This window comes from Rhodococcus sp. P4_B6 (genome assembly GCF_056402215.1).
The window spans coordinates 1-19,789 of sequence record NZ_JBFUHV010000118.1 but is presented as its reverse complement, the minus strand read 5'-3'; the positions used below and the strand labels follow the sequence as shown (position 1 = coordinate 19,789).

Sequence of the window (19,789 nt, the reverse complement as noted above, 5' to 3'; positions counted from 1 at the left end):
CCGAGGATGACAACCTCGGGGGCCCTCAGTTCTTTGGGTGGGTCGGCGATCAGCCGTTCGAGTCAGCCATGTCCAGTGCGGCCAGGTAGGAGAAGACCATGGACGATCCGACAGGGCCGCCCGCACCCGGGTAGATCCGCCCGGTCATCGGCGCCATGGTGTTACCCGACGCGTAGAGGCCGGTGATGACGGAGCCGTCCTCGCGCAGAACCCGGGAGTTCTCGTCGGTCTTCAGTCCGCCCTTCGTCCCGAGGTCCGACAACACGATCTGCGCGGCGTAGAACGGCGACTTGCCGATCAAACCCAGGCACGGATTCGGTCCGTCCTCATGGCTGCCGCACGTATTGACGATGTTTCGGTCCCACGGCGCGTCGCCTCGACCGAACGCTTCGTCCTTCCCGCTGAGTGCGTACTCGTTGAACTGTGCGACGCTCTTCGTCAACGTTCCGGCTGGGACGCCGATCAGTTCCGCCAGTTCCTCGAGGGTGTCGGCCTTCTGGAGGACGCCGGCCGCCAAGAACTTGTCGATGTCGAACCAGTCCGTGGACTGCGGCGCCACCGGCGGTGAGGAGAATGCCCGCTCGTTGTCGAACTGGCGTTGATCGAACACCCAGTGAACCGGGATATGCGAGACATCCGAATTCCGCTGTGCACGAAGAATTTCGTGGCCGGCCCTGTCGTACGGGAGTCGTTCGTTCATGAAGCGCTCACCGGCGTCGTTGACCCAGATTCCGCTCCACACAGAGGTGTAGAACACCGGACGTTCGTTGGGAACCACGAGACCGGGAGCGAACCAGGCTTCTTCGAGGAGATCCGTTGCGGCACCGATCTCCATTCCGGCGACAAGGGCATCGCCGGTGTTACCGGGTGCTCCCTGGGACCATTCGCCCGTCACCTCCGGTTGGTACTTCTGACGGAACTCTCCGTTGCGCTCGTAGCCACCGGCCGCGAGGATGACACCGCGCCGGGCGCGCAACGTGATCGAATCTCCGTCGGAGGTTGCCTCGACGCCGACGACCCGACCGTCTTCGACGACGAGCCGCTTCAACGGCGTGTTCGTCCGGATCGACCCGTTTCCGGTTTCCGTGAACGCGAGCAGCAGGCGAGCGATCAGTGCCTGCCCACCGGTCATCACGTCGCCGGGGTGGGCGCCGGAGCGTTCGGCCCACTGCGGACGGCGCACCAACGGCTCGAGATCTCCCAGGGCCGAACGGTCGAGGGGTTCCGGGAAGATCGTGCGGCCACCGGCCAAGCTGCCCGGCGCCTTCTCGAAATAGTCGGGTACGCCCAGCCAGAAGAACTGTCCCAGCCACGAATGGCTCTCGAGTTCGTCGATCATGGGTGCACCGGCCCGCAGGAAAGCTTCCCGCAGAGCTGACGGTGCGTCCTCACCGACGATGGCGTCGAGGTAGGGACGGGCCTGGTCCGGTCCCGAATCCAACCCGGCGCGACGCTCGGCAGCGTTGCCCGGCAGCCATAATCCCGATCCCGAGTAGGCGGTGGTGCCGCCGATGAACTCGGTCTTCTCGATGACGAGTGTTCGGAGCCCACGTGACGCTGCGGCAAGCGCACCAACCAATCCAGCACCCGAACCGACGACGATGACGTCGTAGACGTCGTCAGCCTCATTCTTCTGCAATTTCATTCCTTTCCTGCGTCGCGGGAAGCCCCGAGACCGACCTGACGATCAGTTGACAGAGTTGGAAGCCATTTCCAGTTTCGCGAACATGTTCGCGCTCGCCTCGTCGAGTTCCATTACCTCGATGAAGTGTCCGAGTTCCGCAGTCAGGTCCAGGTATCCGAACCGGATACCACCACTGACTCCGTACTGCGCCCACGTTCGACCACTTCTCGCCACCAGTGCGGAGGCCTCGTCGAAGTCGTCGACACGAAACCCTGCATGGTGGAAGGTCGCCGGAGTATCGGCGCGGAGCTTGCCTCGGTAGAGGTCCACCGCACCGCCCACCGGCCGGATGATCTCGATGTTGGTCGCTCCGGCGTTGACCAGAGCAACATCGATCACCCATTCTTCGGCAACCGCACCATCGACGACGACGAATGATCCCTCGAGTGCGCCCGGATCCGTGGCCGAAGGATCGCCGTGTGCAGCCCCGTCGAGTGTCCGGCCCAATGACGATCGATAGCTCTTCACGCACTGGACGGTCCCCAGGCTTGTCTCCAAGAACGCTGCCGCGGCATCGATATCCTCGGTTACGTATCCCAGCTGCATGCAGTTGCGCATCAGATCGCTCAACGACTTCACAATGAATCCTCGCCCTCGGCTTTAATGTTCGCGCGTGGACCCATCCGACAGCGCGCTCGGAACGCCAAGTCCACATCGTCTCCACTGTCGTCCTGTCGGGTCACCCGGTCCACCGCTCATGCCATCTGGCGGAACAGGATTCGAATCGCCGATATTTCCGGGTGGAGATCGGCATGCGTGGCGAGGTATCCGAGCTCCGAATGTTGACTGGTGCGCGGGATGGCTCCACCATGGGGGGGTGAACACCTTGAATGTCGCATCGAGCAGGACTCCGGATGCGGGAGTGGCCACTGCCCCCTCCGGCGTTGCGCTCTCCGACGCTGCCGAGCGGTCGTCGCGAGACGCATACTCTCGATCGGATTCCGAGCGCATCGATCACATCTTGATCACCATGCGGCGAGCCCTCCGGCAGGTGGAAGCCATCGGCTCCGTTGACGTGGAGCTCCTGGAGCGGAACTCGACTGCCGGCCTGGTGATCGAACGCGTTCTCGCGAACCTGACGGACATGGCATTCGACATCAACTGCCACGTTTCCCGGGCGAGCTCAGGGCGCACGCCGGAGACCTTCTCCGAGTCGTGCGAAGGTGCCATCAGGTCCGGGCTGATCGACAGGGAGCTCGCGTCCGAACTCATGCCTGCCGACGGGCCCCATCACGTCGTGATGCAGCTGTGTCTCGACACCGAGCCCGAACAGGTCGAGGCGGTCGTCGCCAGGGCGCTGTCCGCATTCCAGGAGTTCGAGCGCCGAGCCACCGAGTGGGCCGGCCGAGGCGACGTCGTCTGACGTCGCCTCGACCAGGTCGGGCACCTGCTGAGATGAGGGGGACGGCGGCTGGTGTGTGGTCGGGGCCCCGGCTCGGGTGTCAGTCGAGGATGTCTCGGACCTGCGTCGTTTCATTGCCGGGCAGCGTCATGGTCCGCGCCACCTTCATGTGCTTGTTCCAGTGGGCGAAGGCRCCGTCCCCGTCGCGGTCGCGGAGCAGCTTGATCAGCCGTCGCAGGGAACGGACGAACAGCCTGTAGCGCTCGTGGGCGGCCTCGGCATCGGCGACGGCGCGTTCACGGGCCACGTTGGTGGTGTGTCGCTCGAAGATTTCGTGGAGCATGCCGGCGATCAGGGCAAGCGTTGCGTTGCCGGACAGTTGGACCATCCGGAGGTGAAACCGTGCAGCGGCGGGGCCGAAGTCGCCCGCCGCAAAGGCGGCGGGGACCTCCTCGTCGAGCAGCCTCTCCAGTTCGTCGAAGTCGTCCTCGGTGCCGGATTCTGCCAGGATGCGAGCCGCGGCCGGTTCGATGGCCTCTCGGGCGACGAAGACGTCGGCGACGGTGGCGCCGGACAGCTCCAGCAGGAGCGACGCGGGCCGTGCGACCACTTCGGGACCAGGTACACACACACGGGCGCCGGAGCGTGACCCACGGCGGACCTCGACGAGGCGTTCGGCCTCGAGCACTCGAACCGCCTCACGCAGCGTCGGTCGGCTCACCGCGAAATGTTCCATCAATTCGGCCTCGTGCGGGAGGTGATCGCCGTCCTTCAGTTCGCCGTCGACGATCATTCGGCGGAGCTTGAGAGCAACCAACTCGGCAGTTTTCGGAGTGCGAATGGCACGCGTCGAGAGTGCGCGCTGCTCGAAGACTGGCGCAACGGTGGCGTCATCGGTCATGGGTGCGTACACCTTCGCTTTCAAGGGTGACTATGAGTACTCAGTAAAGCACCCCAGCGTACCGGTCGTGCTGAATGCGGTCCTGACCTGTGGTTTTTCCTCGGACCTGGCCGGAGTGTTCGCGCTTTCGTCGTGACAGGCGGGTGCCTGCCATCGGGTGACGTCCGATCACGATCTTGCAGCCGCCAACATAGTCAACTATGTTAGCTTTGTATTCGTCGACGGTGTGGTGGATCACCGTGATACCTGCCGCCGGATCTCCGGCACGCGCCTAGGAGCAGCAATGTTGAAGACACGGTTCACCGAGGAATTCGGGGTCGAGCACCCGATCGTGCAGGGCGGCATGATGTGGGTCGGCCGCGCGGAACTCGCCGCAGCAGTGTCGAACGCCGGTGGTCTCGGTGTCATTACCGCACTGACTCAACCGACCCCGGATGCTCTCGCGCAGGAGATCGAACGCTGTAAGGCGATGACGGACAAGCCGTTCGGGGTGAACCTGACCCTGACGCTGTCCATCAACCCGCCGCCGTACGCGGAGTTCCGCCAGGTGATCATCGAGTCCGGCGTCAAGATCGTCGAGACCGCAGGCTCGGATCCGACCGTGCATGTCGAGCACCTGAAGGAACACGGCATCAAAGTCATTCACAAGTGCACGAGCGTGCGCCACGCGCTCAAGGCGGAGCGGATCGGTGTGGACGCCGTGAGCATCGACGGTTTCGAGTGCGCCGGACATCCCGGCGAGGACGACGTGCCAGGTCTCGTCCTCATTCCGGCGGCGGCGGACGCGCTGACCATCCCGTTCATCGCCTCCGGTGGGTTCGCCGACGGCCGCGGCCTTGCGGCTGCTCTCGCGCTCGGTGCGGACGGCATCAACATGGGCACCAGGTTCATGTGCACGCAGGAGAGCCCCATTCACGAGAACATCAAGAATCAGATCGTCGGGGCTTCCGAGCTCGACACCCAGCTGATCTTCCGTCAGCTCCGCAACACGATGCGTGCCTCCCGCAACTCGGTCAGCGAAGAGGTTGTCGACATCCTGAACAAGGGTGGACGCTTCAAGGAAGTCAAGGATCTCGTCGCGGGTACCCGAGGCCGCAAGGTCTACGAGGAGGGTGACCCGGAGTTCGGTATCTGGACCGTCGGTGTCGTCCAGGGCCTGATCAGGGACATCCCGGCCGCGGGTGAGGTGGTTCGGCGTACCGCCGCCGACGCCGAGGCGCGTCTGCTCGGCCTCTCGCGTGACGTGGTTCTCGTTCCCGCGGCCTCCGCCGCGATCTGAGGGGGACACGATGAGCGAAGCGGTTGTCGAAGCCACTACCGAAGATCCGCACGAGCCGCCGCTGCTCGTCGAACGCGACGGGTTCGTCACGGTTCTCACCCTCAACCGGCCCGATCGGCGCAACGCCATCAATCGGGCGATGCGCAAGGCGATCAAGAAGGAACTGTGGCGGGCGGATACCGATGACGAGGTCCGCGTCGTCGTCATCACCGGTGCCGGAACATCTTTCTCCGCGGGAGTCGACCTCCCCGAGGCGCTCTCGGGTCCGTCGCCACGAACCGAAGGGCCGACGCCCACCCAGGTACTGCGCGGCATCTCGAAGCCGGTGATCGCCGCGGTCAACGGCCCCTGCTACACCGGTGGCTACGAGTTCGCGGTGAACTGCTCGTTCATCGTCGCCTCGGACCGCGCCGAATTCGCTGACACTCACGCACAGATCGGGCTGCTCAACGGCTGGGGCGGAAGTGCGATGCTGCCGCGGATGGTCGGGCTGCCTGCCGCGATCCAGTTCGTCCTCAGCGGCGAGCCGATCGACGGTGCTGCCGCCGCCCGAATCGGCCTCGCAAACGAAGTGGTCGCGCACGAATCGCTCATGGCGCGCACCCTCGAGATCGCGCACCGCATCGCCGACGGGCACCCCGCGGCGATCCAGCGAATGCTGCGACTGCTCAAGGAAGGCGCGGGCGTTTCTCTCTCGCACGCCCTGAGTCTCGAGGCGGAGGCCGCGGTGACGTTCCGATCGAACGGCAGCGACGTGAGTGAGCGCTTCGGTAGTCGGCGCGGTCAGAAGAGCTGACACAAAAACTTTCATTCCCGGTATGCAGTTCCGTACCGAACGAACAAGGGAGGTGGCGCGGTGGAAGAGACATCCACGGCGGTGCTCGACGCTCGCACCGGTGACTGGCGGTCCCGGCTGTCCGTACTGCTCGACGAGTATCGCAAGCGCCCACGACCGGCCACGTCACGCGATCGCTTCGACGCGTCGACAGCGTGGCAGTCCGAGCTTGTCGACGCCGGCTTGGCGGCCCCGGGCTGGCCCGTCGAGGTCGGTGGAATGGAACTCTCGCTCGACGATCAGCTCGACTACTACCGCATGGTCTCGGCTGCCGGTGCACCGAAACACCCGTGTGCGATGTCCTTCATCGTGGCTCCCACGATCATCGTCCACGGCTCGCAGGAGCAGAAGGATCGGTTCCTCGAGCCGCTGCTGCGCGCCGACGAGTTCTGGTGCCAGGGGTTCTCCGAGCCGGGGGCCGGTAGTGATCTGGCGTCACTGTCGACCCGGGCCGTTCGTGACGGCGATGTCTACCGTGTGACGGGCCAGAAGGTCTGGACGACGAAGGCTGATAGGGCCGACTGGATCTTTGCACTGGTGCGGACCGGTCCTGCCGGTCGCGGAACGTCGGGTATCACGTACCTGCTGATCCCGATGGACTCGCCGGGCATCGAGATTCGCCCGCTTCGCGATGCGGCCGGCGGCCACCACTTTGCCGAGGTCTTCTTCGACGATGTCGAGGTCCCGGTCGCCAATCGGCTCGGCGACGAGGGGCAGGGCTGGTCCATCATGCGAACCTCCCTCGGGCACGAGCGTGCCACCGCGTTCCTCGCCGACGAGTTCCGCTACCGCGGCACCGTCGACAAGGTAGTTCGACTGGCCGTCGATCGGGGATACGCCGAAGATCCCGTGATCCGCCAGGAAATTGCCCGGATCGAGACATCCGTACGGAGCATCGCGGCGAACAGCGCGCGAGCACTCGAGGCCGTCCTCCGGGGGGAGGACCCGGGGGGTGTCGCTTCCGTCAACCGACTGGTCAAGTCGGAATTCGAACAGCATCTGCACAGGCTCGCCCTCCGGTTGACGGGCAGTGCCGCTGTACTGGGTGCGCGGTCCGAGGGCGCCGCCGAGAACGGCCGCTGGACCTACGGCTACCTGATGTCGCGGGCCACCACCATCGGCGCGGGCACCGCCGAGATCCAGCGGAACACGATCGCGGAGGGGGTGTTGGGGCTGCCGTCGCACCGTGGAGAGGGCCGGCGTGCCCCGGCCGTCACGCCGGGTCGGCCACTCGCGGCGCCGGAGGGCGACGAAGCAGCGCTTCGGGAGGTCCTCGGCTCGGCGATCTCCTCGTACGTCGAGACCGAGAACCTCCTCGCCCGGGAGACCTCGCCGGGTGACTACGACATCGGGCTCTGGGACGAGTTGGTCAAGTTCGGGCTGCCGGGTTTGGCCGCTCCGGAGCGACTCGGCGGCGGCGGTGCACCCCTGCGGCTGCTCTGCGCGGCTGTCGAGGAGGCCGGATACCGCCTTGCTCCGGTGCCGCTGGTGCCGACCGCAATCGCGTTGGAAGTTCTCCTTGCGGCTGGTGCAGACAGGGCGGCCGAAGCCGTGATCAAGGGAGCCACGGCCGCGTTCGTCGCACCCGTCGACGACGGCGGCTGGGTCTGCGACACAGAATTGCCGGTGTGTGGCGCGGGCCGGTTGACCGGTGTCGTCGAGCGAGTGGCCGGCGCTCCGGTCGCCGACATCCTGGTCGTGCTCGCCACCGATGCCGCTACCGGTGAACTTCTGCTGGCGACCGTGGAACCGGGTGCGGCCTCGATCACCGTCCAGAACTCGATCGACATCACCGCGACGGTGGGTATCGTCGCCTTGGACGCGACACCGGCAACGGTGGTGGCCGCGGGAGCCCTCGTCGCAGACGCGCTCGCTGCGGCTCGTCGGGTGGCGCAGTTGCTGGTCGCGGCCGACTCCGTCGGCGTTGCCAACCGCGCGCTTGCCCTCGCCGTCGAATGGGCCGGGCAGCGTGAACAGTTCGGGCAGGCCATCGGGTCGTTTCAGGCGATCTCGCACAGGTGCGCCAACCTACTGGTCGGTGCGGAGGGCGCACGTGGGCAGGTTCTCGCGGCAGCGGATCGGGACGGCGTGGACCCGGATGCGGTCCTGTCCGCAGAACTCGCATCGGCCGAGGCGCTGAGCACTGCGGTGCGGTCGAGCGAAGAGTGCGTCCAGATTCACGGCGGCATTGGATTCACGTGGGAGCACACCGCACATCTGTTGTTGCGCAGGGCGATTGCGAACGAAGCCTGGCTCAGTCGGCCCGAGGTGATGCGCGACCGGGCGGTCACGAAGTTGCTCGACCGCGTCAGATGAGCGGAGGGAACGCCCCTCGACGGGGTCTGGCTGCGCCGCTCGCCGAGCTTTGAGGGCATGGTCTGTGTGACCGGGCGGCCGATGCTTCGTCAGCGGAACCGCAGCAGTCCTTCCTGCATCGTGCTCGCCAGCAGCATGCCGTCCCGGTTGTAGAGACGTCCCCTGCTGATGCCGCGGCCGCCGCCCATCCAGTACCCGTGCTGCTCGTACAGATGCCATTCGTCCGCGCGAAACGGTGCGTGCAGCCAGACGGTGTGATCCAGGCTTGCCAGTTTCAGCCCGGGGGTGTCGATGTGCCGGGCATGCGGAGGTAGGGCGGCCGAGAGTAGGAACAGGTCCGAGCAGTACGCGAAACCCGCTGCCTGAACCAGAGGTTCGTCGTCGAGAACTCCGGGGGTCCGGACCCAGGCGCGCTGCCGGGGTGGTAGCTGCTCGCCGCGCCGGTTCGCCACGCGGGGATACTCGCCGGGGAATCGGAACTCGACGCCGACGTTGACGAGCAATCGGCGCAGCCACTCCGCATCGCCCAGATCGGAGGCGCTCAGGCTGTGCTCGAAGCGGGGGAGATCCTCCGGGGTCGGGCCAGGTGTCGTGGTCGTGTCCTGATGGGTGAGGCCCTGCTCGTCACGATGGAACGACGCGGTCGCCAACAGGATGGTTCGATCGTTCTGAACCGCTCGTACGAGACGAGTGGTGAAGCTGCCGCCGTCCCGGACGCGTTCGACGCGGTAGTCGACCGGGAGGTCTGAGCGACCCGGGTGGATGAAGTGTCCGTGCAGCGAATGGGGGTGATGGTCGCCGTCGACGGTCCGGCCGGCCGCCACGAGTGCCTGGCCCAATGTCTGGCCCCCGTAGATGCGGCGGGCGACGGTATGCGATTCACCGCGGAACAGGTCCCTGTCGAGCTGCGCGAGCGTGAGAATCTCGCCCACGGGAGGGCGCCTGAGTGATGTCAGGGACTCGGCCCCGTGTGGAAGCGGCATGGCAATTCCTCATACTGTTTCACAGATTCGGCGCCGTGGCCGAATCTGTGCCCGGGCCGGGCGGCGCCGTGGCCGATTGTCGATGCGAGCCGAATCGGCCACGGCGAAAGAAGCTTTGGCAGGTCGATCAGCGGGGCGCGAATCGCTGACCGGCGTCCAGGCGCAGGGCCTGCCCGTTGAGCATCGGGTTGTCGACGATGGCGAGTGCGAGCTTGGCGAACTCCTCGGGTCGGCCCATGCGCTTGGGGAACGCCGCATCCTCGACGAGCGGAGCGACCTGCTCGGCGGTGAACTTGGCCGTGGCGCCGGTCGCGAACAGGCTCGGGGCGATGGCAAGGACGCGGATGCCCTGCGGGCCGAGGTCGCGGGCCATGACCAGTGCCATCGCGGCAATGCCGGCCTTCGCGGCGCTGTACGCTACCTGGCCGATCTGGCCCTCGTAGGCCGCGATCGAGGAGGTGTTGACGATCACGCCGCGCTCGTCGTCCTCGGGCTCGTTGTGCGACATGTGGAAGGCCTGGAGCCGGTTCAGATTGAACGTCGAGACAAGGTTGAGGTCGATGACCTTCTGGAAGCTCTCGAGGTCGTGGGGGCCGTTCCGTCCGAGGGTCTTCTTCACGGTCCCGCCGCCGGCGGTGTTCACCGCGATGTGCAGGCCGCCGAGATCGGCGACGGCGGCGGCCAGTGTCTGTTCCGCACCCTCGTGATCGGTGATGTCGATCGGGTGGAAGATCGCGCCGATCTCGGTCGCGACGTCCTTTCCGGCGCTGCCTTCGCGGTCGAGGATCGCGACCTGGGCGCCTCCCGCTGCGAGCGCCTCGGCGGTCGCCCGCCCCATGCCCGACGCGCCACCGACGACGACGGCCTTCTTGCCGATGATGTTCATTCCAACGATGTCCTTACGGTGAGGAGGTTCCACGAAATCGATCTAAGGGCACTTATAGTACTATCTAAACTATGTGACGCGCGCTACCCTACTGAAGTAGTCGGCGCGCCACCCAGGGCATCGACACGACCGGCTCCCACGGTCGTACAGCTCACCCCGTGAATGGAGGAATCGTGATTCTCAAGGTCGGTCAGTCGTTGGCCAGTGCAGTCGACACCACCACCCTGGTCGTGCTCCGTCCCGTCGAGGGCGACGTGACGCTGACGTGTGGTGGCGTCCCTATGTCGGAGGGAAAGACCCCCACCGGGGACGGGACGTCGATCGATGCTGAGCACATCGGTGGTGCGGTGATGGGCAAGCGCTACGTCGACGAGGCGTCGGGCCTCGAGGTTCTGTGCACCAAGGCCGGGCAGGGTCAGCTCGCATTGGGCGGCGGAGTACTCGCGCTCAAGGGTGCCACGCCCCTGCCCTCCTCGGACTAGTGTTCCGGGCCCCGAACGACGAGTGGAGTGACGTATGAATATTTCCATGTTGCTGGACATGGCGGTGGACGGTTTCGGCGACCGCGTCGTGATCGGCACCCGTGATGCGGGCATCACGGCATCACGACTGAAGGAACTTGCGATTGCGGGTGCGGACGCGATCCGCGACTCCGGCGCCGATGCGATCGTCTATTTGGCGGTGAACGGTCCCGCTTTTCCGGTGGCAATGTTCGCGGCCGCACGCGCCGGTGTGCCGTTGGTCCCCGTGAACTATCGCCTGGGACGTGAGCAGCTCGACACGCTCTTGGCGAATCATCCGCGAGCTTTGGGGATTGCAGATCCGAATCAGGCGGAGGCGCTCGAGCGCGCGGGTCTGAACGTGTGCACCCCTGCGCAATGGCTGCAGCTACTGTCCGCGTCCGGCGTGACCGATGCCGGCGAGGACGAGGTTCTCGACGCGGAGGGTGCGGCGGTGGTCATCTACACGTCGGGCACGACCTCGGCACCCAAGGGAGTTCTCCTTCGGCACGAGAATCTCTCGTCGTATGTGATCGGCTCCGTCGAGTTCGCGAACGCCGAGGATGCGGACGCCGCTCTGGTGAGCGTGCCGCCGTATCACATTGCAGCGGTCGCGAACGTGATCACCAATCTCTACGCCGGCCGCCGCACGATGGTTCTCGAGCAGTTCACGCCCGAGCAGTGGTTGGACACGGTCCGGCAGGAGGGCGTCACGAACGCTCTGGTCGTACCGACGATGCTCGCGCGAATCGTCGACTCCGATGCGGACAAGACGGTTCCGGCGTTGCGCGGCCTCGCCTACGGGGGAGCGCCGATGCCCACACGAGTCATCGAGCGGGCGCTGGAACTGTGGCCCGAGGTCGGATTCGTCAACGCCTACGGTCTGACCGAGACCAGTTCGACCATTGCGGTTCTCGGTCCGGACGAGCATCGGGCCGCGATCGGATCGGGCGACGCGCCCGTGCGTGCGCGTCTCGGTTCGGTCGGACTTCCCGTCCCGGGCGTGCAGATCGAGATTCGTGACGAGAACGACGCGGTTCTCGGCCCCGGTGAGGTGGGCCGAATCTGTGTCGCCGGCGACCAGGTCTCGGCCGAGTATGCCGGTGTCGGGCGCCTGGTCGACGAGCGCGGCTTCTTCGACACACGTGACAAGGGCTTCGTCGATGACGAGGGCTACCTCTTCGTCGGCGGGCGGGTGGACGACACGATCATTCGTGGTGCGGAGAACATTGCGCCCGCGGAGATCGAGGACGTCATGCTCCGCCACCCCGCGGTGCTGGACGTTGCTGTCGTCGGACTGCCCGACGAGGAGTGGGGTCAGCGGATCGAGGCGGCGGTCGTGCTGCGTCCCGGCGAGAGCGTCGACGGGGATGAGTTGCGGTCCTTCGTTCGGAACGCGCTGCGTAGCAGTAAGACTCCCGAACGAATCGCCTACTGGGATGATCTGCCGCGCACGGAGACCGGCAAGCTCGTGCGGCGCCATGTCGTCGACCGCCTCGTCGAACGGGCTGCGACGGCCTGATCCGTCCAACTCTAGGCTTTACATATATAACTAAGTTGACTTACTGTGGTAGCGGGGTATCGGTCTCACCGGCCCCGCGGCCGGTTCACTGGCGCTGACGCTGTTCGCGCCCATCGATCACGGAGGTATCCATGACCACGGCGGAGAAGGCCGAAGCCGAGATCTACGAGTTTCTCGACACCGACATCCAGCGGGCCAGGGATCTCGTCGGCATTTATCACGCGGTCACCCAGCGCGAGCAGTTCAGCCGGGTCACCCCGGACGTCATTCGCAACTTCGCGCGCTCTTACGGTGACGACAACCCGCTGTTCGTCGACGAGGAGTACGGCCGCGACACTCGCTGGGGTGGTCAGATCGCCCCGCCGATGATCAACATCGCTCTCCGGCAGGAGCTGCTTGCGGACTCGGTCCCGCGCGAACAGCGCAGGCCGGCCTTCCGCGGCATCCACGTGTTCGTCTCCGGCAGCACCACCGACTGGTACCGCCCGGTGTACGACGGTGACACGATCTACTCCTTCCACGGTTTCGAGAAGGTCGAACTGAAGGAGTCCGAGTTCGCGGGCCGCTCGTTGCTCGTCACTCGCATCCACGTCCAGTTCAACCAGCGCGCCGAGGTCGTGCAGGCGCAACGTGTGCTCACGATTCACACCGAGCGACACGAGTCGAAGAAGCGGAAGAAGTACGACGCGATCGAGGCGGCGACGTACACACCCGAGGACATCGCGGCGATCGACGAGCTCTACGCGGCAGAGAAGCCGCGCGGAGCGGAGACCCGCTACTGGGAGGACGTCCAGGTCGGCGATTCTCTCGGCGACATGGTCAAGGGGCCTTTGACCGCGACCGACATGATGGTGTTCCATTCCGGCGGTTACGGATTCGCTCCGTACACGCCGTCCGCCGGGCGCCTGGCCCACAAGAACCGCAAGCGAATCGGTCCGTTCTACATTCCCAACGAGCAGGGCATTCCGGATGTCGCGCAGCGGATCCACTGGGACAGTGAGTACGCGCGTTCGATCGGCCTTCCTGCCGCGTACGACTACGGCATGATGCGCGATTGCTGGTTGACGCACTACCTCACCGACTGGATCGGCGATGCCGGCTGGGTCGAGTCGATGTCCAGCCAGATGCGAAAGTTCAACTACCTCGGCGATACTCACTACTTCACCGGTCACGTTGTCGGCAAGCGAACCGAGGGTGACCGGCACCTGGTCGACCTCGAGTTCCGCGGTACCAGTCAGCGCGGCGAGGTGACCTGCCCGGCTACCGCGACGGTGTCGTTGCCGAGTCGCGCATCCGATCTCGCGATTCTTCCGACGGCTCCCGCGGAGTGGGAGCGGATCGCCGCGCAGATGCTCAAGCGGCACGGCGAGTTGCGTGCGGAGAAGCGCCGTTCCGATCGGGCGTGACCGGCCGATCGATCGGACCCTCGAACTCAGGTCTGCCTGGGGCGTGCGTGCAAACCGTCCCAGGCAGACCTGCTCCAGCGCCGGCCAATCCGGCGATGGCGATCCGCGGTCCGATCGATCGAAGAATTGCCCATAACATAGTAGGTATGGGTGTGCCCGTACTCTCCAGGAGGAACTGTGGACCTGAGCAGCTTGACCACGGTGATCGCAGAGCTTGAAGACCACGTTCTGACCATCACACTGAATCGTCCGGACCGGTTGAACTCGTTCACCAACGAGATGCGGAGTGAGTTCCGGACGCTGTGGGACTACGCGGCCGAAACCGACGACGTGCACGTCATCGTGCTGCGGGCCAGCGGCGAGCGCGCCTTCAGCACCGGCATGGACGTCAAGGAGGGTACATACGTCTCGGAGAACGTGTTCAGCCGCCGCGATCCCGGGGCGGAACTGTCGCCCAAGCAGAACGGCTGTTGGAAGCCCCTGGTCTGTGCCGTACACGGGATGGTGGCCGGCGGTGCGCTGTACTGGATCAACGAGGCGGACATCATCGTGGCGAGCGATGACGCTCAGTTCTTCGACCCGCATGTCTCCTACGGAATGGTTGCCGCCCTCGAGCCGATCGGGCTCGCGCACCGCATTCCGATCGGAGAAGTGTTGCGGATGGTCCTGCTCGGCCTCGACGAACGGATGTCCGCCCAACGTGCCTACGAGATCGGACTGGTCAGCGAGATCGTGACCCGGGATCGGCTGTGGGACCGGGCGCAGGACCTTGCCGCACGCATCGCGTCCAAGCCTGCGGCCGCGATCCAGGGTAGCGTCCGTGCAATCTGGGAGTCGAAGGATTCGACGCGCTCGCAGGCGCTGGCGACGGGGATGTCCTACACGTCGCTGGGCAATCCGGTCGGCAAGGCACAAATCGTTCGATCCGAGGTTCCCACCCGGAAGTACGAGGTCCGATGACCACGTGCGCTACCTCGTCGATCCGCCGCGGTGCGAGGGGTAAGGGGATCTGAGATGGACTACGGGATGACCGCCGAACTCGAAGAGTTTCGCAGTGAGGTCAGGGCGTTCGTGGCCGCGAATGCTCCCGATATCCCGCCCAAGGCGGGAGTGCGGAGTGCCGAGAACCCCGAGGAGCTCGCGCTCCTGAAGGAGTGGACAGGCAAACTCTTCGCCGCCGGATACGTGGGCGGGTCCTGGCCGGAGCGGTTCGGCGGCCGGGGCGGCGCACACTCCGCTGAGCGGGACGTCGTCGTCGGCGAGGAACTCGCGCGCGCACGAACGCCCGCCGCCGTGCAGGGCGCGGCCAACCTCGTTGCGAATGCGCTGATCGACTTCGGAACCGAGGAGCAGCAGGCGAGGTATCTGCCGGGCATCCGCTCAGGAGAGTTGATCTTCTGTCAGCTCTTCAGCGAGCCGAGTTCGGGCAGCGACCTGGCGTCGCTGCGAACGAAGGCGACACGGACCCCGGACGGCGGATTCCGCGTCAGCGGACAAAAGGTCTGGACCACGAACGGGCAATGGTCCGACTTCGGCTATCTGCTTGCACGGACGGATCCGGACGCACCCAAGCATCGCGGCATCAGCGCCTTCATCGTCGACATGCGATTGCCCGGTGTGGACGTGCGTCCGCTGCGGGAGATGACGGGGACGTCGGACTTCAACGAGGTCTTTCTGGACAACGTCGAACTCCCTTCGGATGCCCTGATCGGCGAGCTGAATCAAGGCTGGTCGATCGCGAACTCCAGCCTCGGGCACGAGCGGAGTGGGGTTGCGACCAATGCGGTCCGTCTACGTCAGAACGTCGCTGCCCTCGTCGACCTCGCCGCGAAGGTGACGATCAACGGGCGGCCGGCAATCGAGGACGGCGCAATCCAGGAACGGCTCGGCGGCCTGTCCGCCTCGGTTGAGGCGCTTTCCGCTTTGGTGTACGCAAACATCAGTCGCTGGTCCCGAAAGTCGGAGCGGGTATCCGACGGTCCGATGGCGAAGCTGCTCTTCAGTGAGCTGGGAGTCGAAATCGCGCGTCTGGGGATCGAACTCTGCGGTGAGGCAGGCATTCTCGTGGAGAGCGACGCCGGAGCCGTCGATCACGGGCGTTGGCAGGACGAGTTCCTGTACGCCCGCGCCTACACCATCGCCGGGGGCAGTTCCGAGATCATGCGGAACATCATCGCCGAACGCGGACTTCGCATGCCACGCTGAGGTATTCGCTGCACCCGATCGCCATGGGGGACCCGTGAACACGGGTCCCCCATTTCTGCGTTCGTCAGACAAGCTATAGATTGACCTAGTTAACTATGTGATCTATCTTGAGGTGTACGCGTCCATTCGGCGCGATCGGAATTGCCGGGGCGGCGCCATGAAGGGCGGGCCGGGGGAGCTCAGGTCTTCCTCGTCGGCGGAACTGGAGGCGATCAGTGGCGGGAATCAGAGACGGATTGGGTGCCCTGTGGTCGGCGCCGGATACCGCGAACATGATCCAACACGAGGGTCGATGGTTCACCTGGGGTGAGGTGCGAGTCCTCGTCGAGCGCATCGACGAAGCGTTGGGCAGCGTCGGTTGCGGTGAGGGGTCGCGTATCGGGGTGGTGCTCGGCAACCGCGTGGAGTCGATCGCGGCGCTGGTCGCAATCCTCGGGAAGGGGCGCACGATTGTCACGCTCAACCCGATGCAGCCCACCTCTCGGGTGACGACGGATTTGGTCAACTCGATGCCGCAGGTGGTTCTGGCGCCCGCGGCACTGTGGTCGGAATCGGAATTCTTTTCGGCAGCAGGGAAATCGGGAATCGTCGGCTTCGCGGTCGACGGATCGGTGGTCGAGCAGCGTTGCGGGGGCCGGGACGTGACCATCGAGGCTCCTCGGAAGGAGCAGAACCCGGTCGCCGTGGAAATGTTCACCTCCGGCACGACCGGCCCACCGAAGCGGGTGCCACTGACGTGGCGCCAACTCGACGCAGCGATGTCCGCGGTGCACAGTCACACCGGAGCGGCTGGTCCGGATCGGGAACCGCTCACCGGGCGGGTGTCCCTGGTGACCCTGGCGATCGTGCACATCGGCGGCCTCTGGGCCGTGCTGCAGGCGCTCACGGAGGCACGCCCCTTCGTGCTGCTGCCACGTTTCACGGTGGAGGGCTGGGTGGGTGCCGTGTCCGAGCACAAACCGAGGATCGCCAGTCTGCCCCCGGCGGCGATGCGCTCGTTACTCAGTGCGGACCCCCCGGCCGAGGAGCTGGCGAGTTTGCGTGCCGTCACCGCGGGCACCGCGTTCGTCAGCCCGGACCTGGCGGACGAGTTCATCGGAAAGTACGGGATTCCCGTGCTGATCGTGTACGGCGCCACCGAGTTCTCCGGCGCCGTTGCCGGCTGGACCAAGCCGCTGCACATCGAATGGTGGACGCGGAAGCGCGGAAGCGTCGGACGCCCGTTCCCGGGAGTCGACCTGCAGACCGTCGACGACAACGGCGAAGTTCTGCCGGTCGGCCAGACGGGTCGATTGGAGGTGCGGGCCGGCCAGACCGGTGCCGGTGCCGATGGCTGGATGCGAACGAGCGACCTCGCGCACCTGGACGAGGACGGATTCCTCTACATCGACGGCCGGGCGGACGACGCGATCATTCGGGGCGGCTTCAAGGTTCACCCGGAGGTTGTCTCGGATGTGTTGCGAGCGCACTCGTCCGTTCTCGACGCGTGTGTGTTCGGCCGGGCCGACGACCGTCTCGGACAGGTTCCGATTGCCGTGGTCGAGTTCGCCGAAGGGGCGCAGGAAGTGTCCGAGGACGATCTCAAGACCTTCGCCCGTGGCAAGTTGACCGGCTACGAGGTCCCGGTCGCCATCCACGCGGTCGACGAACTTCCACGCGGGGTGTCGCTCAAGATCGACCGCCGCCGCCTGCTCGACATGGTCGCGGAGATCGAAGCCGCACGGGTCTGACCATCCCGGCGGGCGATCAGCTACGCCGCACCACCGAAAACACTCACTCGTCCCGAGCCGATGCCAGGGACATCAAGGAGCACAGCATGACCGCAGTCATCGTGGAAGCAGTTCGTACCCCCGTCGGCAAGCGCAACGGCGGCTTGTCCACCGTTCACCCGGCCGACCTGTCCGCCGTCGTTCTCAACGCACTGGTCGAGCGCGTCGGGATCGATCCCTCCGTTGTGGAGGATGTAATCTGGGGGTGTGTGCAGCAGGTCGGCGACCAGGCCAACGACATCGCCCGCAACGCGGTGCTCGCGGCGGGTTGGCCGGAGACAGTTCCAGGTGTGACTGTCGACCGGCAGTGTGGTTCGTCGCAGCAGGCACTCAATTTCGCCGTCGCGAGTGTGGCGGCCGGACACTACGATGTCGTCGTCGCCGGCGGCGTCGAGTCCATGTCCCGCGTTCCGATGGGTTCGGCCGGTACCTTCGACGGATCGCCGTACAGTCCCGCATTCATGGAGCGGTACAACGGAATCAAGCCCAACCAGGGTGTCGGTGCCGAGGCGATTGCGGAGAAGTGGGGACTGACCCGTTCGGACCTCGACAAGTTCGCGGTCCAGTCGCACGGGCGCGCCGCCGCCGCGCAGGACGCGGGGTTGTTCGACGCCCAGATCGTTCCCGTCACCACTCCGGACGGCACTGTGATCTCCCGGGACGAAGGCATTCGTCGCGGTACGACCGAGGAGTCGCTCGCCAAGCTCAAGGCCGTGTTCAAGGAAGACGGTGTCATACACGCGGGTAACGCTTCTCAGATCTCTGACGGCGCGTCGGCGTTGCTGATCATGAGCGAGGAGGCAGCAGCGCGGTACGGGCTGACTCCGATCGCGAGGATTCACACCGTTGCCGTCGTCGGTGACGACCCGGTCATCATGCTGACCGCTCCCATCCCGGCGACCGAGAAGGTTCTCGCCAAGTCCGGTCTTGCGCTCGGCGACATCGGTGTGTTCGAGGTCAACGAGGCGTTCGCGAGCGTCCCGCTCGCGTGGCTGAAGGACATCGGTGCGGACCCGGCGAAGGTCAACCCGAACGGTGGAGCGATCGCTCTCGGGCATCCGCTCGGCGGATCGGGTGGTCGAATCCTCACCGACATGATTCACCACATGCGCGTCAACAACCTGCGCTACGGCCTCCAGACGATGTGTGAGGGCGGCGGGCAGGCGAACGCCACCATCCTGGAACTGCTCGACGCCAACTGAAACCTGCTATCGAACAAGGAGATATGGTGACTGAATCCAACGAATCCGTGGTGCTCGTCGAGCGCGTGGACAACGTCATGGTGATCACGATCAACCGGCCGGATGCGCGCAATGCCGTGAACTCGGCCGTCAGTGCCGGAGTCGGTGGCGCCTTGGACGAGGCTGCCGCGGATGCCGAGGTTCGTGCAATCGTTGTCACCGGCGCGGGCGACAAGTCCTTCTGTGCGGGTGCCGATCTCAAGGCTCTGTCGCGTGGCGAATCGGTGTATGCGCCGGGCCATCGTGAGTGGGGCTTTGCCGGCTTCGCGAAGAAGTACACCGACAAGCCGACGATCGCCGCGGTCAACGGCACCGCGCTCGGTGGTGGTACCGAGTTGGCCTTGGCTGCGGACCTTGTCGTCGCATCGGAGAACGCGACATTCGGTCTTCCCGAGGTCAAGCGTGGTCTCCTCGCGGGCGCGGGTGGAGTCTTCCGGCTTCCGGTGCAGATTCCGCAGCGTCTGGCGATGGAGATGATCTTCACGGGCGATCCGATCACCGCTGCGCGGGCCCTCGAGGTCGGCCTGATCAACCAGGTCGTGTCGGCCGGCAAGGTCGTGGAGGCCGCGGTCGATCTCGCGCAGCGGATTGCCGTCAACGCGCCGCTGTCCGTCCAGGCCAGCAAGCGCATCGCCTACAGCGTGATCGATGGCGTGCAGGTCGAGGAGACCGCGCGGTGGGCGCTGTCGGACGCCGAGTGGAACCAGCTCGCAACCAGTGAGGACGCGAAGGAGGGCCCGCGCGCGTTCGCGGAGAAGCGCGAACCGGTCTGGAAAGCCCGCTGATTCGAGGCGCACAGGCCAGAGGTGTCGGCCCGGTTGGCAGTGTGACCACTGCCGACCGGGCCGTTGCCGTGTTTCCGCTGGTGGCGACAATTCGCACTCCAGGGTCGGGCAATACGCAGAGAGGCGGGGTCCGGC

The 19,789-nt window shown here is 65.7% G+C and carries 17 protein-coding genes; 12 read left to right on the top strand and 5 right to left on the bottom strand.

Features of this window, described 5'->3' with window-relative positions:
* Positions 1-49: 49 nt before the first annotated feature.
* A complete protein-coding gene (locus AC1DWT_RS35860; RefSeq protein WP_257015496.1) occupies positions 50-1,639 on the bottom strand; it encodes an FAD-dependent oxidoreductase in 1,590 nt (529 codons plus the stop codon).
* A 48-nt stretch (positions 1,640-1,687) separates the two neighbouring features.
* The gene (locus tag AC1DWT_RS35855; protein ID WP_257015497.1) at positions 1,688-2,263 is read right to left on the bottom strand and encodes a VOC family protein; all 576 of its coding nucleotides are present in this window, start codon (positions 2,261-2,263) and stop codon (positions 1,688-1,690) included.
* 391 nt (positions 2,264-2,654) lie between these two features.
* Here AC1DWT_RS35855 and AC1DWT_RS35850 point away from each other — a divergent pair, with 391 nt between their 5' ends.
* A complete protein-coding gene (locus tag AC1DWT_RS35850; protein ID WP_095862665.1) occupies positions 2,655-3,047 on the top strand; it encodes a HepT-like ribonuclease domain-containing protein in 393 nt (130 codons plus the stop codon).
* Positions 3,048-3,126: 79 nt separating this feature from the next.
* Here AC1DWT_RS35850 and AC1DWT_RS35845 read toward each other — a convergent pair whose 3' ends face one another.
* Positions 3,127-3,927 carry a FadR/GntR family transcriptional regulator gene (locus AC1DWT_RS35845; RefSeq protein ID WP_095861920.1) on the bottom strand — a complete coding sequence of 267 codons (801 nt, stop codon included), beginning with the start codon at positions 3,925-3,927 and terminating at the stop codon, positions 3,127-3,129.
* Between the two features lie 283 nt (positions 3,928-4,210).
* Between AC1DWT_RS35845 and AC1DWT_RS35840 the strand changes: the two genes are divergently transcribed.
* The 3 genes from AC1DWT_RS35840 to AC1DWT_RS35830 are packed head-to-tail and all read left to right on the top strand — an operon-like array spanning position 4,211 to position 8,357.
* A complete protein-coding gene (locus tag AC1DWT_RS35840) occupies positions 4,211-5,206 on the top strand; it encodes an NAD(P)H-dependent flavin oxidoreductase (protein ID WP_378678618.1) in 996 nt (331 codons plus the stop codon).
* A 10-nt stretch (positions 5,207-5,216) separates the two neighbouring features.
* A complete protein-coding gene (locus AC1DWT_RS35835; protein WP_378678615.1) occupies positions 5,217-6,002 on the top strand; it encodes an enoyl-CoA hydratase-related protein in 786 nt (261 codons plus the stop codon).
* Positions 6,003-6,062: 60 nt separating this feature from the next.
* Positions 6,063-8,357 (top strand): acyl-CoA dehydrogenase family protein, encoded by a 2,295-nt coding sequence (locus tag AC1DWT_RS35830; protein WP_477924297.1) that lies wholly within the window; start codon positions 6,063-6,065, stop codon positions 8,355-8,357.
* Positions 8,358-8,446: 89 nt separating this feature from the next.
* Here the strand turns inward: AC1DWT_RS35830 and AC1DWT_RS35825 are convergent, their stop codons facing one another.
* Together AC1DWT_RS35825 and AC1DWT_RS35820 are read right to left on the bottom strand one after the other, a co-directional pair.
* Complete coding sequence (locus AC1DWT_RS35825; protein WP_179377585.1) at positions 8,447-9,289, bottom strand: acyl-CoA thioesterase; 843 nt, start codon at positions 9,287-9,289, stop codon at positions 8,447-8,449.
* Positions 9,290-9,467: 178 nt separating this feature from the next.
* The gene (locus AC1DWT_RS35820; protein ID WP_477924296.1) at positions 9,468-10,226 is read right to left on the bottom strand and encodes an SDR family NAD(P)-dependent oxidoreductase; all 759 of its coding nucleotides are present in this window, start codon (positions 10,224-10,226) and stop codon (positions 9,468-9,470) included.
* Positions 10,227-10,399: 173 nt separating this feature from the next.
* Here AC1DWT_RS35820 and AC1DWT_RS35815 point away from each other — a divergent pair, with 173 nt between their 5' ends.
* The 8 genes from AC1DWT_RS35815 (at position 10,400) to AC1DWT_RS35780 (ending at position 19,654) form a co-directional block, all read left to right on the top strand.
* A complete protein-coding gene (locus tag AC1DWT_RS35815) occupies positions 10,400-10,708 on the top strand; it encodes a hypothetical protein (protein ID WP_373560142.1) in 309 nt (102 codons plus the stop codon).
* 34 nt (positions 10,709-10,742) lie between these two features.
* Positions 10,743-12,248: a class I adenylate-forming enzyme family protein gene (locus AC1DWT_RS35810; RefSeq protein WP_477924294.1), complete on the top strand. Its 1,506-nt coding sequence runs from the start codon at positions 10,743-10,745 to the stop codon at positions 12,246-12,248.
* A gap of 131 nt (positions 12,249-12,379) precedes the next feature.
* Positions 12,380-13,654, top strand: a complete 1,275-nt coding sequence (locus AC1DWT_RS35805; RefSeq protein WP_095861926.1) for an FAS1-like dehydratase domain-containing protein — start codon at positions 12,380-12,382, stop codon at positions 13,652-13,654.
* Between the two features lie 177 nt (positions 13,655-13,831).
* Positions 13,832-14,614, top strand: coding sequence for an enoyl-CoA hydratase/isomerase family protein (locus AC1DWT_RS35800; protein ID WP_095861927.1), 783 nt, complete (start codon positions 13,832-13,834; stop codon positions 14,612-14,614).
* Positions 14,615-14,668: 54 nt separating this feature from the next.
* Positions 14,669-15,859 (top strand): acyl-CoA dehydrogenase family protein, encoded by a 1,191-nt coding sequence (locus AC1DWT_RS35795; protein ID WP_095861928.1) that lies wholly within the window; start codon positions 14,669-14,671, stop codon positions 15,857-15,859.
* 215 nt (positions 15,860-16,074) lie between these two features.
* Positions 16,075-17,589, top strand: a complete 1,515-nt coding sequence (locus AC1DWT_RS35790; RefSeq protein WP_477924291.1) for a class I adenylate-forming enzyme family protein — start codon at positions 16,075-16,077, stop codon at positions 17,587-17,589.
* Positions 17,590-17,675: 86 nt separating this feature from the next.
* The gene (locus AC1DWT_RS35785) at positions 17,676-18,830 is read left to right on the top strand and encodes a thiolase family protein (RefSeq protein ID WP_477924289.1); all 1,155 of its coding nucleotides are present in this window, start codon (positions 17,676-17,678) and stop codon (positions 18,828-18,830) included.
* Positions 18,831-18,853: 23 nt separating this feature from the next.
* Positions 18,854-19,654, top strand: coding sequence for a crotonase/enoyl-CoA hydratase family protein (locus AC1DWT_RS35780; protein WP_378678594.1), 801 nt, complete (start codon positions 18,854-18,856; stop codon positions 19,652-19,654).
* Positions 19,655-19,789 lie beyond the last annotated feature (135 nt).

Coding starts and splice junctions, on each gene's coding strand:
- AC1DWT_RS35820 (WP_477924296.1), bottom strand. CDS start 10,226: ATGAACATCATCGGCAAGAAGGCCGTCGTCGTCGGTGGCGCGTCGGGC.
- AC1DWT_RS35780 (WP_378678594.1), top strand. CDS start 18,854: ATGGTGACTGAATCCAACGAATCCGTGGTGCTCGTCGAGCGCGTGGAC.
- AC1DWT_RS35810 (WP_477924294.1), top strand. CDS start 10,743: ATGAATATTTCCATGTTGCTGGACATGGCGGTGGACGGTTTCGGCGAC.
- AC1DWT_RS35785 (WP_477924289.1), top strand. CDS start 17,676: ATGACCGCAGTCATCGTGGAAGCAGTTCGTACCCCCGTCGGCAAGCGC.
- AC1DWT_RS35835 (WP_378678615.1), top strand. CDS start 5,217: ATGAGCGAAGCGGTTGTCGAAGCCACTACCGAAGATCCGCACGAGCCG.
- AC1DWT_RS35850 (WP_095862665.1), top strand. CDS start 2,655: ATGCGGCGAGCCCTCCGGCAGGTGGAAGCCATCGGCTCCGTTGACGTG.
- AC1DWT_RS35805 (WP_095861926.1), top strand. CDS start 12,380: ATGACCACGGCGGAGAAGGCCGAAGCCGAGATCTACGAGTTTCTCGAC.
- AC1DWT_RS35840 (WP_378678618.1), top strand. CDS start 4,211: ATGTTGAAGACACGGTTCACCGAGGAATTCGGGGTCGAGCACCCGATC.
- AC1DWT_RS35795 (WP_095861928.1), top strand. CDS start 14,669: ATGGACTACGGGATGACCGCCGAACTCGAAGAGTTTCGCAGTGAGGTC.